At 73.8% G+C, this 12,485-nt stretch carries 9 protein-coding genes; 6 read left to right on the top strand and 3 right to left on the bottom strand.

What is annotated here, in order from left to right:
• Positions 1 to 142: 142 nt before the first annotated feature.
• Both BKA18_RS22135 and BKA18_RS22130 read left to right on the top strand, forming a co-directional pair.
• A complete protein-coding gene (locus tag BKA18_RS22135) occupies positions 143 to 448 on the top strand; it encodes a chorismate mutase (RefSeq protein WP_366044501.1) in 306 nt (101 codons plus the stop codon).
• An 888-nt stretch (positions 449 to 1,336) separates the two neighbouring features.
• Positions 1,337 to 2,413, top strand: coding sequence for an LAETG motif-containing sortase-dependent surface protein (locus tag BKA18_RS22130; RefSeq protein WP_366044502.1), 1,077 nt, complete (start codon positions 1,337 to 1,339; stop codon positions 2,411 to 2,413).
• Between the two features lie 92 nt (positions 2,414 to 2,505).
• Here BKA18_RS22130 and BKA18_RS22125 read toward each other — a convergent pair whose 3' ends face one another.
• The 3 genes from BKA18_RS22125 to BKA18_RS22115 all read right to left on the bottom strand — a co-directional run bounded on the left by BKA18_RS22125 (position 2,506) and on the right by BKA18_RS22115 (position 8,201).
• A complete protein-coding gene (locus tag BKA18_RS22125) occupies positions 2,506 to 4,335 on the bottom strand; it encodes a GMC oxidoreductase (RefSeq protein ID WP_366044503.1) in 1,830 nt (609 codons plus the stop codon).
• 59 nt (positions 4,336 to 4,394) lie between these two features.
• Positions 4,395 to 6,152, bottom strand: a complete 1,758-nt coding sequence (locus tag BKA18_RS22120) for a succinic semialdehyde dehydrogenase (RefSeq protein WP_366044504.1) — start codon at positions 6,150 to 6,152, stop codon at positions 4,395 to 4,397.
• Between the two features lie 129 nt (positions 6,153 to 6,281).
• Complete coding sequence (locus BKA18_RS22115) at positions 6,282 to 8,201, bottom strand: serine/threonine-protein kinase (protein WP_366044505.1); 1,920 nt, start codon at positions 8,199 to 8,201, stop codon at positions 6,282 to 6,284.
• A 110-nt stretch (positions 8,202 to 8,311) separates the two neighbouring features.
• Here BKA18_RS22115 and BKA18_RS22110 point away from each other — a divergent pair, with 110 nt between their 5' ends.
• The 4 genes from BKA18_RS22110 (at position 8,312) to BKA18_RS22095 (ending at position 12,400) form a co-directional block, all read left to right on the top strand.
• Complete coding sequence (locus BKA18_RS22110; RefSeq protein WP_366044507.1) at positions 8,312 to 8,782, top strand: hypothetical protein; 471 nt, start codon at positions 8,312 to 8,314, stop codon at positions 8,780 to 8,782.
• 96 nt (positions 8,783 to 8,878) lie between these two features.
• Positions 8,879 to 9,949 carry a hypothetical protein gene (locus tag BKA18_RS22105; RefSeq protein WP_366044508.1) on the top strand — a complete coding sequence of 357 codons (1,071 nt, stop codon included), beginning with the start codon at positions 8,879 to 8,881 and terminating at the stop codon, positions 9,947 to 9,949.
• A 490-nt stretch (positions 9,950 to 10,439) separates the two neighbouring features.
• On the top strand, positions 10,440 to 11,102 hold the full coding sequence (locus BKA18_RS22100) for a response regulator (protein ID WP_366044509.1): 663 nt from the start codon (positions 10,440 to 10,442) through the stop codon (positions 11,100 to 11,102).
• On the top strand, positions 11,099 to 12,400 hold the full coding sequence (locus tag BKA18_RS22095; protein ID WP_429638518.1) for a sensor histidine kinase: 1,302 nt from the start codon (positions 11,099 to 11,101) through the stop codon (positions 12,398 to 12,400). The genes BKA18_RS22100 and BKA18_RS22095 overlap by 4 nt, the downstream gene beginning before the upstream one ends.
• Positions 12,401 to 12,485 lie beyond the last annotated feature (85 nt).

The raw sequence follows: 12,485 nt of genomic DNA, 5'->3' as shown, positions 1-12,485 counted from the left end.
CGGCCCAACCGGCTGCCATGGTCGTGCTGCTTGATCCACTGACGAGCAACTTCCCAGGCGCCCCGGGCCGACAAGGTCCGGGGCGTCTGCGTCTGTCAGGACCGGCCGTCGGCTCCGGGGCCCCACACCCCAGGAGACGCACATGAGCACCGAGACCCCCACCGCCGCAGGCACTGCCGCGGACACCGGCGCACGCACCCCGGAGGCCGCCGGGATCATCACCGACGCACGGCAGCGGATCGACGATCTCGACGGCCGGATCATCGGCCTCGTCCAAGAACGGATGGCCGTCTCGGCCGTCATCCAGCGCGAGCGCCTCACCTCGGGCGGGCGGCGGGTGAACCTCTCCCGCGAGATGGAGATCCTCGCCCACTACCGCGACCAGCTCGGCAAGCCGGGCACCGCGCTGGCGATGACCCTGCTGGAGCTGTCACGGGGCCAGATCTGAGGCATCCGGGGCCCGCGGCATGGCTGGTTCCCGACGGTGTGCGGCCGGCTTCCGGTGGGGGCGGAGCGCGCGGCAGGAAGGGCGCGCCCCGGCGCAACTGCCGGATCTGCGTTCGGTTGCCGACTCACCCGTACGGCGCGTGACCGGCCGCTGCGAGGCTTCGTTGTTCCCGGTGCCACGCCAGCCAGGCGCGGCCTGCAGGACTACGCGTAGACGCCGCCCCACGGGCGGACCCCCGGAGCGATGAGACGCCGACCGCCAGCCGCGGTCCGCGTCGTGGGACCTCGCTCCGGTGCAGTGACCGGTCAGCAGGGGACAGCAGCCCGGTCACATCCGATGGGGTGGTCGGTCCTGGGGACGCCCGGGACCGACCGCATCCGGTCGAAACGGTTGCGCCAGGTGAGGCGCATCCAGGACGATGCTTGACGCACCACACTCCGCTTCCGGCAGGGACCTCTGCCACGCCATGGATCCGGCCACCGCCGGGATCCGCATCATCGAGCACCACCCCAAAGAGCCAGCGGCGCTACCCCCCCCCAGCGCCGCCATCGGTGCCGGCGCTGCCCTGACGCCGGCACCGAAAGCCAAGGGCCCCGTGGCCGTCCGCACCCCCCTCGCGGACGGCATCCGGGGCCCTTCGCTATGGGGGGCGCGCGCCGGGCGCACGGCCTCCGCCGGGCCTGGGCTGTGAGTTGCCCTTGAGAAGCCTGTGAGACAGCTGTGACGGATGTGACGGGCATCACGGCGGCAATCCTGGTTGAGCGAACAACCTTTTTCGGCCATGGCCGGTCATGTACCTGCAATCGCACGGCCATACCGCGCCCCCACCGCGACGGCCCGCACCTCACTTGTGCCGGCTTTCGGCACGCTGGACCCCGAGAGGTCTTGATGAAGCTTCGCCGTGCCCTGACTGCCGCCGCCGCGACGGCCGTCATAGCGCCCGCCGCCCTGATGGCGGCCCCCGCCGCGTTCGCGACGACCGGTCCCGAGACCGAGTCCAGCGCGAGCGCCGAGCCGACGCCGGGCACCCCCGGTGCCGAGCAGTCCGGCGCCACCACCACCCAGCCGGCGACGCCGGGCGCCGGCGACGCGAGCGCGCCGGGCGACACCACTCCGGGCGACGACGCCACGACCGGTGCGGAGACCGGGGACAGCGCCAAGCCGTCCGCGCCGGCCACCCCCGGCGACGGCACGAAGACCGGCAGCCCGGCCAAGCCCTCCGTCTCCGCCGAGCCCACCGAGCCGGGCGACGACGGGGACGAGTCCGACTGCACGGTCGACGACGCCGCGATCAAGGTGACCGTCGACCATCTGCCCTCCAAGCTCGTTGCGGGCGGCGGCTGGAAGGGCTTCAGCGTGCACCTGGCCAACACCACGGACCACACGCTCGACGAGGTCTACCCGGTCATCTACGCGGTGCCGACCGAGAACATGGACCACCCCAAGTCCCAGCTCGACCTGGAGTACCAGAACCCGGACACCGGCAAGTGGACCTCGTTCGACGAGTGGACCGACGGCCAGTACTTCGGCTGGTTCCAGCTCGACGGGCACCAGACCGCCGAGCTCAAGATGCGCATCCGCGCCGACAAGGGCGCCACGGCCGGTGACGGCTTCGCGCTGGTCGCGGGCGATTACCAGAACAAGGACGGGTCCTGCGGCTGGTCCGAGGAGCAGTGGTACGACTTCACGATCCTGACCGCCGGCAGCAACCCCGGCAAGATCCCGCCGGCCAAGCCCGGCAAGCCCGGCAACAAGCCCGGTCCGCAGGGCGGCGGGAAGCCGGTCGGCACCGCCAAGCCGAAGGCCGGCATGGACAAGCTGGCGGTGACCGGCAACCTCGCCGAGACCGGTGCGTCCTCCGCGCTGCCCACCCTCGCCCTCGTGGGCGGGGTCGCCATGGTCGTGGGCGCGGGCGCGGTCTTCGCCGTCCGCCGCCGTAAGACGGACGGTGGCGCCGCCGCGTAACGGCTGACGCAGTGGAGCGGGGGCCGCATCCGGAGCGGGTGCGGCCCCTCGTCACGGTCGGGTGTGCGGCCCGGGTGGGCCGAAGCCGCGTACTAGCCGGCGGACTTGGTCTTCTTCGGCGGTACCGGCGGGACGGCCAGGAGTGGCAGGTGCAAGGCGCCGAAGGCCTTCGCGGGGACGGCCGGGCGGACCGGCTCGACCGGTGTCAGCCGCCGGTAGCCGTGGCCCTGGGCGGGGCGCGGGTCCGGCTCGCCCTTGTTGGGCCACAGCGACATCGCCCGCTCGGCCTGCGCGGTGATGGTCAGCGACGGGTTGACGCCCAGGTTGGCGGAGACCGCGGCGCCGTCGACGACCGAGATGCCCGGGTGGCCGTAGAGGCGGTGGTACGGGTCGATGACGCCCTGGTCGGCGTCCGCACCGATCGGGCAGCCGCCCAGGAAGTGCGCGGTCAGCGGGGTCCCCATCAGCTCGCCGACATTGCTGCCCGCGAAGCCGTTGATCTCCTGGGCGAGCAGGGTGGCCGCCTCGGTGGCCTCGGGGATCTGCTCGGGGTTGGGCGCGCCGTGGCCCTGCCGCGCGGTGAGCAGGCCCTTGCCGAGTCCCTTCGGTTTCCGGTACGTGGTCAGCGAGTTGTCGAGGGACTGCATGACCAGACCGATGATGGTCCGCTCCGACCAGCGGCGGTTGGACAGCGAGCGCACGGCCAGCAGCGGATGGCGGGCCACGTTCGCCAGCCAGCCGGCGACCCGCCCGGCGGGGCGGTAGGGCACCTGGAGGATGGTCAGGCCACCCATCGCGTTGGAGCCCCGGCCGTAGCGGACCGGCTCGATGTGGGTGTTCTCGTTGGGGTGGATCGACGAGGTGATCGCCACGCCCCGGGTGAAGTCGGCCTTCGCGCCGTGCCGCTTGCGGTAGCGGCGGTTGTCGGTCTGCGCGCCGACCAGGGCCTCGGAGTTGGTGCGGGTCAGCGCGCCGAGCCGGCCGGAGACGTACGGAAGCAGGCCGCTGTCCTTCATCCGGTGCAGCAGGGTCTGCGTGCCGTAGGTGCCGGCCGCGAGGACGACGCGGCGGGCGGTGAACGTGTGGCCCGCGCCCTTCTTCTTGTTGTCCGTCGGGAGGGTGCCGACGGCGAAGCCGCCGCGGGAGTCCTCGGTCAGCGAGACGACGGAGGTCATCGGGTGGATGACCGCACCGGCCCGTTCGGCGAGGTGGAGGTAGTTCTCGTTGAGGGTGTTCTTGGCGCCGTGGCGGCAGCCCGTCATGCACTCCCCGCATTCGGTGCACGCGCTGCGGGCCGGGCCGGCGCCGCCGAAGTACGGGTCGGGCACCTCCGCCCCCGGCTTCCCCCGCGCGCTGCCGTCCGCGTCGTCGCCGTCCCCGAAGAACACGCCGACCGGCGCCATGTGGAAGGAGTCGCCGACGCCCATGGCCTGTGCCGCCGCCTTCAGATGGACGTCGGAGGGCGTCATCGTCGGGTTGAGCCGCACGCCCAGCATCCGCTGTGCCTGGTCGTAGTACGGCGCCAACTCCTCCTGCCAGTCGGTGATGTCCTTCCACTGCGGGTCGTCGAAGAACGGCTTCGGCGGGACGTAGAGGGTGTTGGCGTAGTTGAGCGAGCCGCCACCGACGCCGGCGCCCGCCAGGACCATGACGTTGCCCAGGAGGTGGATGCGCTGGATGCCGTAGCAGCCGAGCGCCGGGGCCCACAGATAGTTGCGCAGGTCCCAGGAGTTCTTCGGCAGCGTCTGCCGGGTGAAGCGGCGGCCGGCTTCGAGGACGCCGACCCGGTAGCCCTTCTCGGTCAACCGCAGGGCGGAGACCGCGCCGCCGAAGCCGGAGCCGATGACGAGCACGTCGTAGTCGTAGCCGTCCGTCCCGGCGCCGTCCGGGTCCTGGGGGCGGGCAGAGTTCTCCTGGGGCACTGGCTCTCCCTGCTGGTTCTGGCGGAGCGGCGGGGCCGGCTGACCTGCCGCGGGCGGCCTCAGCGCAGGCGGAACGCCTTCATCGCGCGCAGGCTGCGGGTCATCAGCTGTGCGTACCGCTCATCGGTCAGCCCGAAGGACGGAGCGATCGGCATCAGCCGCTGCTGGGCGACGGTCTGTGCCTCGGTGTACTTGAGGATGCCCTCGGAGCCGTGCCGGCGGCCCAGGCCCGAGTCCCCCATGCCGCCCATCGGCGACTGCACGCTGCCGTAGCCGGCGGCGTAGGACTCGTTGACGTTGACCGTGCCGGTCCGCAGCCGGGCGGCGAGGGCGCGGCCGCGGCGGCCGTCCTTGGTCCAGACGCTGGAATTCAGGCCGTACGGCGTGGCGTTGGCGAGCGCCACCGCCTCGTCCTCGTCGCGGAAGCGGTAGATCGAGACGACCGGACCGAAGGTCTCCTCGCCGCAGACGGCCATCGGGGCCTGGACGCCGTCGAGGATGGTGGGCTCGTAGAAGAGCGGGCCGATGTCGGGGCGGGGGCGGCCGCCGGCGAGCAGCTCGGCGCCCTTGGCGACGGCCTCCTCGACATGGCGGGTGACGGTCTCCAGCTGGCGCTCGCCGACCAGTGAGCCCATGTCGGCGCCGTAGGCGAGGGCGTTGCCCAGCCGCATCGCCTTCGTCCGGGCGACGAACCGCCGGACGAAGTCGTCGGCGAGGGACTCGTGGACGTACAGCCGCTCGATGGAGATGCACAGCTGGCCGGCGGAGGAGAAGCAGCCGCGGACGGCGCCGGCGGCGGCCTTCTCCACATCGGCGTCCGCGAGGACCACCATCGCGTTCTTGCCGCCGAGTTCGAGGCTGACGCCGACCAGCCGGGCGGCGGCGCCCTGGGCGACCTCGCGGCCCGTACGGGTCGAGCCGGTGAAGGAGACGTAGTCGGCGTGCTCCACGACGGCGGGGCCGACGACCGGGCCCTCGCCGATCACGACCTGCCACAGCCCCTCCGGCAGCCCGGCCTCGATGAGCTGCTCACGGGCCCACAGCGCGGTCAGCGCGGTCTCCGTGTCGGGCTTCATGACGACGGCGTTGCCCGCGACGAAGGCCGGCAGGGCATCGCCGACGGACAGCTCGAAGGGGTAGTTCCAGGGGGCTATCTGACCGATGACGCCCCGGGGCTGGCGGAGTTCGGTGACCTTGGTGAGGGTCGGTACGACGCCGGTGTGCGCCTTGGGCCGGAGGTAGGCGGGGGCCTTGCGGCCGTAGTGGCGGGCGGTGACCGCGACCGACAGCACCTCCTCATGGGCGTGCAGCCGCGCCTTGCCGGTCTCCAGCTGGATCAGGTCGAGCACCTCGGCCTGGCGGCTGAGCACCAGGTCGTGGAAGCGGAGCAGGACCGCCGCACGCTGCCGGACCGGGACCTTGGCCCAGATCTCCTGGGCGGCGCGGGCCCGCTCGAAGGCGGTCGCGACGTCCTCGGGGGTGGACTCGGGCAGGTCGGCCAGCTTCTCCCCGGTGAACGGGGTGTGGTTGGCGGTACGGCCGGTGCCGACGACACCGCGGGTGAGCCGCGCGGCGAGCTCCGGGGTGACCACGTCGGCCGCGGTACGGGCGCCCGCCGGGGTGGGGGCGACCGGGTTGCCGTCGGCGGGTGCCGGGGCGGCCTCGGCGGTGGCGGCCTCGGCGGGCGCGGGGGCCGCCTCCGCGGGCGCGGTGGTTGCGGGAGCGTCGTCGGGGGCCTCGGCGGCGGAGGTGGGGGCACCGCCCGTTCGAGCGGAGCCGAGAGCGGGGGATGTTCCGGTGTCCTGCGAGTCCGTCATGTCGGCGAGGGTATGCCTCACCGGGCGCTTTGTGTACCCGGGAGTAATGAGTTTTCACGGCGCACGCACCATCGCGCCAGCGCCTGCTGGCCGCAAGGGCGCTGGTCTGGGACGACCGGCAGCCCCGGCTCACGCCCCCGGCAGCCGGAGGGTGTCGAGCGCGGTGTCGAGGTGGCGTCTGGCCTCGCCGCGCGAGCCCAGCGGGGCGGAGATCCACACGTCGATCATCCGGCCGCCCTCGTCCCAGCTGAGGTCATAGGTGTACCGGGGGCCGCCGTCGTGCGCACCGCCGTCCCAGACGAACTCCCAGAGCCCGGCCCGCAGTCCGTTGTGGGTGGTCTCGGTGACGCGGCCCCCTCGGTAGCCGGGGTATTCGGCAGGGCCCCGCGCGTCCGCCGTCCGCATCGCGCCCAGCGGCCCCTGGGGCACCTGCTTTTGCAGCTGGACGCCGATCCGGAAACGTCGGCCCCTGGAGGAGTAGTAGACCCGGTCGTGCTCGTAAGTGCGGTGGAAGCCGGACGGTACGGCGATCACGAAGCCTGCCGGGTCGCGGACGAGCCGGTAGCCGGCCGGGAGCGTGCCGGCGGGGGCCGGCGAAGGCGGTGCGGTGACCGTGACGGTGGGCGTCGCACCGCCGGGGCTCCGCGTCGGCCCCGGGCCCGCGGTCTGCGGGGAACGGCCGGGCCGGCCGGTGCCGTCGTCGGTCCCGCTCCGGTGCGTCAGCAGCACGGCCAGGCCCGCGCCCGTACCGCCGATCACCACCGCCGCCAGCGCGACCAGCAGGGCGGTGCGGGTACGACCGGTGTGCGGGCGGGCGGCCGCGGCCAGCGCCCGGTCGTCGAACGCCGCCGCCCGGACCGGAGCGCCCGGGGCCCGGCCGCCGGTGCGCCCGGCGCCGCCCGTGGCGGGGGCAGGACCCGGGGCGGCCGGGGCGGCGGGCCCCGCCCCGGCCGCCAACGGGTCCTCGCTGGGCGGGTGTTCACCGGGAACGCCGCCGTCGGCCCCGTCGTGCAGGGCGGCATGAGCATCGGCGCCGGGATCGTACGGGGCCTTCGGACCACCGGCGCGCGACCCGCCGGGACCCGCCGGCCCCCGCGCGTCCGCCACGGCCTCGGCGGCGCGGCCGGCGCCATGGCCATGACCGCGGCCGGGCCCGCCCGCACCACGATCGGGGGCGCGGCCGGGCCCGGGTCCCCCGTGACCACGCTCGGGGGCGCGCCCCGACCGCAGATAGCCGCGCAGCAGCCGCTCCGTCTCGGCGACGCCCAGCCGGCGCGCCGGATCGCGCTCCAGGAGGCCGTCGACGACGGCACGTAACGGGCGGGCGGCTTCGGGGAGTTCGATCTCCTCGTACACGACGGCCTGCAGCACGGCGCCCAGCGAGTCGCGACGGAACGGGGAGGCGCCGCTGAGCGCGGCACACAGCAGCGCCCCCAACGACCAGAGGTCGGCCTCGGGGCCCGTGCCGCGGCCGGCCATCCGCTCCGGCGCGGTGTACTCCGGCGAACCGACGAAGCCGCCGGTATCGGTCAGCGTCGTGACGCCGGAGACCTGGGCGACGCCGAAGTCGGTGAGCACGACCCGGCCGGTGCCCGGCTCCATCAGCACGTTGGCGGGCTTGAGGTCGCGGTGCAGCACCCCGCGGGTGTGCGCGGCCCGCAGCGCGCCCAGCAGCGCGACGCCGATCCGGGCCGCCTCGCGGGGCGCGAGAGGCCCCCCGCTCTGCAGCCGGTCGGCCAGCGACGGCCCCTCGACCAGCTCCATCACGATCCACGGCCGGCCGTCCTGCTCGACGACATCGTGCACGACGATCACATTGGGGTGCTTGATCCGCGCGACGGTCCGCGCCTCCCGTATCGCCCGTCCGCGCTGCACCCGCGCCTCGGGCGCGTCCGGGCCCGCCCCCACGTGCAGTTCCTTGACGGCGACTCGGCGGCCCAACAGCTCGTCCTGGGCACGCCAGACGGTCCCCATGCCGCCCCGGCCCAGCCGGACCTCCAGCCGGTAGCGGCCGCCGATCAGTCTGCCCTCGCCGGAGACGATCCCCATGGCCCCATCTTGCCGCACCACCTCCCGGCCGCCAGGGGTCACGCCGCACGGACCGGCCATGGTCGCGCACACCCTGCCGCCGTCCCGGCCCGCTGTGATCAACTGCCGCCATGGAGGCAGTTGTGGCAAGCGTGGTGGCCGTCGTCGGCACCCTGCTGGGTTCCGGCATCACCCATTTCTTCCAGAGCCGGGCGACCGACCGCAGCGAGCGGTTCGCCCGCGCCGAGCGGCTGCGGCAGGAGCGGATCGATGCGTACTGCGCCTACGCGGGCGCGCTGCTGGAATACCGGCGGGCTCTGGTCCACCGCTGGTTCGTGCTGCACGAGGGCGAGCGCTGCGCCGAGGACACCCCGGAGCTGCGCGAGGAGATCTACAAGAACCGCTATGCGGCCCAAGAGGCCATGTTCCGGGCGCAGATGGTGACCGAGGACCCGGAGATACTCGGCCGCAGCGAGGAGGTGATGTCGGCGGTGACCGAGCTGCACTGGGCCGAGGACCGCGAGACCCTCACCGCGCTGCGGACCACCACCCGCCAGGGCATCCGCGACTACATCGCGGCCACCGCCCGCCAGGTGCGCTGATCATGCGACAGGGGAACCACCCGACACACGGGGTGGAACCTCCACCGGCTCTCCCGCCGTCCTTGACACAGTGAGGCTGTCGTACGGGAACTGCCGGTGCGACAGCTGCGAGAGGCGGAGCGGGGGTCGGTCATGGTGATGCAGGACGGAGGAACGGTGGACGTCCGCCCTGGCCCCGACCCGGGCCGGGCCGCTCCGGAGCACCGCGACGCCTATCTCCTGACCGGTCTGTGCCTGGCCCTCTACGCGGGCGCGCTGCTCGCCTGGACGGTCTGCGGCATCGTCCAAGGCGACGGCAGCGCCTGGGACTTCATCGAGGGCCTGTTCAATCCGGCTTCCGCCGCCGCGCCCTCGCTGCTCGGCCCGTACGAATGGGCCTTCACCGCCGCGTTCCTGGTGATCGCGGGGCTGGCGCTGGCGCAGCGGCGGCTGGCCCGCTCCGCCGCCCTGCTGTCGGGCTTCCTGCTGCTCGCCGCCTCGTTGCGGGAGGGCGTGGGCCTGTGCCACGCCGCCTACCGCCATGAGTACAGCAACGACCCGCTGGGCAGCTGGGCGCTGGCCACCCGCGGCCTGGGGCTGGTGGTGGCGCTGGTCGTGCTGTGCGTGATGTTCCCGGCGAGCGAGCGGTGGCGCGCCGGCCGGAGCGCGCCCGCCCCGGAGGCCGACCGGCGCCGCGCGTCGCGGATCTGCGGCGTGCTGTTCCTGCTGATGGGCCTGGCCCGGCTCGGCTGGGTGGTGGCCGATCTGACGGCCACCGAGGCGGACGCGCTGCGCTATCTGCGCGATGCGGTCGACGGCTCGGTGCTGGGCACCCTCGACATGACGGCGTCCGCCGAGTTCACCACCCTGGGGTCGGTGCTCGTCCTGCTGGTCCTGGGCGTACTGGCCTTCCGCGGGCGGCGGGAAGTCCGCGGCGCACTCCTGGTCTTCGCCGCGATGGAGCTGTATCTGACCGTGCGCACCGTGGTCTGGCTGACCGTCACGGACTTCTTCAACCAGTCCGTCGAGACGCCCGCGGGCGCACTGTCCATGGCCACGACGGCATACGGCCTGGCGGCCATGACCTCCGTGGTCGTCCTGTCCACCGGGCGCGGGTTCGGACCGTACGCCGGGGTGCGGGCGGAGGGCTTCCGGACACCGGCGGTGGGGCGCAACGGCGGGGTGTAGGGGCGCCGGCTCCGGCATGGCGGGCACGGACCAGGGGCGGGCGCACGGGAGTTGCGGTCTCTGGCGGTGCGGCTCACCACCGCGCTCGGGGATGCGTGACGGGTCGCGGGGAGTCGGGGGCGCGCGCCTGGGGCGAAGGATGCCCCGTCTGCGTAGAGCGGCGGCAAACGCCCTGGTTGTGCGGGGGAGATCCCCCTCCGGACCGCCCCCGCACAACCAAAGACGGCCGTCGCGTGTGGGGGTCGCGGCGGCCGCCGATGTGAACTGCAACGCGTCCTGGGCTTGTGGCCTCTTCAGTGGTGCAGCATAAGGACCACTCTGCCAACGGGGCCCGCCCCGGGGCATCCTCCAGAGGTCGCGGGCTGACCCCCGCCGCTCGGCGGGGGTGCGGGTCCGTCGCAGGGCGGGCCCGTACGGCAGGGGACGGAGTCGCGCAGCGCCGGGCGGTTCCGCGGGCTCGGAACGGGTGCGTAGGAGAAAGGGGCGGCCGGTGATCCGTGTCGCTGTGGTGGACGACGAGCGGCTGGTCAGATCCGGACTGCGGATGATCCTGGGGACCGCCCCGGACATCGAGATGGTCGCGGACTGTAGTGGGGCAGAGGCCGTGGAGACCGTGCTGGGGTGCGCGGCCGAGGTCGTGCTGCTCGACATCCGGATGCCGGACGTGGACGGGCTGACCGTGCTGCGCCGGCTGCGCGCCGCCCCCGAGCCGCCCGCGGTGGCGATGCTGACCACCTTCGACGCCCAGGAGTACCTGACCGCGGCGCTGCGCGAGGGCGCGGCCGGGTTCCTGCTCAAGGACTCCGACCCGGAGCAACTCGTGCGCGCCGTACGGACGCTGGCGGACGGCGGCAGTGTGCTGGACCCGGGGGTGACGCGTGCGGTGATCGGCGGCTATCTGACCGCCGAGGACCAGAACGCCGCGGCACGGGCGGTCCGCGGGCTGACGCCGCGGGAGTCGGAGGTGCTCGCCCTGCTCGGCGAGGGCCTGGGCAACGCCCAGATAGCCGACCGGATGGGGCTGGCCCCCAGCACGGTCAAGGACCATGTGCGCGCCCTGCTGGGCAAATTGGGCGGCATCAACCGCGTCCAGGCGGCCATCGTCGCCGACCGCGCGGGCCTGGTGACCGGCGCTCCGCGAGGGTCGTGGTGAGCGACATCGGGGGGCGGGAGCGCCCTCGGGGGCCCGCCGGGCCACTGGCGGCCGGGTGGCGGGCGGCGGCGCACGGGGCCCCGGGACGGCTGCTGCGCCGGATCACGCCGGTGACGGTCCCGGTGCTGCTCGCGATCGCCGACGCGATGCTGGTCAACGGCGTCGGAATAGGCCTGGAGCTGGGCGTCTCGGTCGGTGCCGCGGTGGTGCTGCTGCTGCGCCGGCGCTTCCCCCTGCTGGTCTTCCTCCTCACCCTTCCCGGCCTCTACATCGGCTACATCTGGTTCGCGCCGATGATCGGGCTCTACACCCTGGCCGCCCGCCGGCCCGGCCGGGCGCGGCTGGGTATCTGTGCGGTGCTGCTGATCGCCGCGCACTTCTTCCCGTATCCGATCTCCGACTTCGAACTCACCGACTACCGCGAGAACACCCTGGTGCTGATCGACGCCACCGTCACCTCGGCCGCGCCGATCGCCCTGGGCCTGCTGATGCGCACCCGGCGGGAACTCGCCTCCCGCGTCGAGGATCTGACCCGGAGTCTGCGCCGCGAGGACCGGCTGCTCGCGGACCGGGTCAAGTCCACCGAACGCGCCCGGCTCGCCCGGGAGATGCACGACGTGGTGGCCCACCAGGTCAGCCTGATCAGCCTGCAGGCGGGGGCGGTGCAGGTCAGCACGGAGGACGCGGCGGCGCGCGCCGGGGCCCGGACGATCCGGGAGCTGTCCGTGCGGACGCTGGAGGAGCTGCGGCACATGGTGGGTGTACTACGGGCGGACGGCGGCGACGCCGGGGCGGCGCAGGATCTCGCGCCGCAGCCCGATCTGGAGGAGCTGCCGCGGCTGATCGAGATGAGCGCGCTGGATGTGACGTACGAGGGCGGCGTGGTGGCCGGTGCGAAGGGTGCGAAGACGGTGGAGCGGGCGGCCTTCCGTACGGTCCAGGAGGCGCTCACCAACATCCGCAAACATGCGCCGGGGGCGCGGGTCCGGATACGCGTGGATCCGCTGGACGACGCGGTGCAGGGGGAGGGAGAGGGCGCAGGCAGGTCCGATGGCGCCGGGGAGAGCCGTGCGGGGCACGGGTTGCGGGTGGAGATCCGCAACGGGCCGCCGGATGCGACGGCATCGGTCCCTGCGCTGCCCGGCGGCGGACACGGGCTGGTCGGGCTGCGCGAGCGCGCCCAGAGCCTCGGCGGAACGCTGGAGGCGCGGCGCACCTCCGACGGCGGCTTCGTCGTACGGGCGGAGCTGCCGTACGGGCGGGTGGGTTCCGATCCGGGTGAGTACGGGGCCGGGTGAGGGCGAGGGCGGGTGAGGACGGGCCGGTGGGTCGAGGCCCGCGCTTCAGGTGGCGATCCGCTTCCGGTGGCGATCCGCCTCGGGC

Source organism: Streptomyces auratus, assembly GCF_050433025.1.
GTDB lineage: Bacteria > Actinomycetota > Actinomycetes > Streptomycetales > Streptomycetaceae > Streptomyces > Streptomyces sioyaensis.
Note: the sequence above shows the minus strand (reverse complement) of the source record. Positions and strands in the feature narration are given on the sequence as shown.

Bases quoted from the DNA above. Each gene is read 5' to 3' on its own strand.
- BKA18_RS22110 (WP_366044507.1), top strand. From the start codon at position 8,312: ATGGAGGCAGTTGTGGCAAGCGTGGTGGCCGTCGTCGGCACCCTGCTG.
- BKA18_RS22120 (WP_366044504.1), bottom strand. From the start codon at position 6,152: ATGACGGACTCGCAGGACACCGGAACATCCCCCGCTCTCGGCTCCGCT.
- BKA18_RS22115 (WP_366044505.1), bottom strand. From the start codon at position 8,201: ATGGGGATCGTCTCCGGCGAGGGCAGACTGATCGGCGGCCGCTACCGG.
- BKA18_RS22135 (WP_366044501.1), top strand. From the start codon at position 143: ATGAGCACCGAGACCCCCACCGCCGCAGGCACTGCCGCGGACACCGGC.
- BKA18_RS22130 (WP_366044502.1), top strand. From the start codon at position 1,337: ATGAAGCTTCGCCGTGCCCTGACTGCCGCCGCCGCGACGGCCGTCATA.